The organism is Pseudomonas sp. yb_2 (assembly GCF_043103905.1).
Taxonomy (GTDB): domain Bacteria; phylum Pseudomonadota; class Gammaproteobacteria; order Pseudomonadales; family Pseudomonadaceae; genus Aquipseudomonas; species Aquipseudomonas alloputida.
The window spans coordinates 1-380 of the sequence record NZ_JBICKH010000060.1; the positions used below are offsets into that span (position 1 = coordinate 1).

Annotated in this window: 1 protein-coding gene; it reads left to right on the forward strand. The window is 60.8% G+C overall.

Annotated elements, in window-relative coordinates; translation table 11 throughout:
* Positions 1-380, forward strand: a 380-nt coding sequence (locus ACF8FB_RS14840; protein ID WP_392511510.1) for a POTRA domain-containing protein, incomplete at both ends; no start/stop codon positions are given.

Consider the following 380-nt stretch of genomic DNA (forward strand, 5'->3'; position numbering starts at 1 on the left):
GCCGCCTGGTGGACTCGACTCGTTCCCTGTTCAAGACCGGGTTCTTCCAGGACATCCAGTTGAGCCGCGATGGCAATGTGCTGATCATCAACGTGGTCGAGCGCCCGTCGGTGTCGAGCATCGAGATTGAAGGCAACAAGGCGATCAGCACCGAAGACCTGATGAAGGGCCTGAAGCAATCGGGCCTGGCCGAAGGCGAGATCTTCCAGCGTGCCACCCTCGAAGGTGTGCGTAACGAACTGCAACGCCAGTACGTGGCCCAAGGGCGCTACTCGGCCGAGGTCGATGCCGAAGTGGTGCCGCAGCCGCGCAACCGTGTGGCCCTGAAGATCAAGATCAACGAAGGCACCGTCGCCGCCATCCAGCACATCAACATCGTT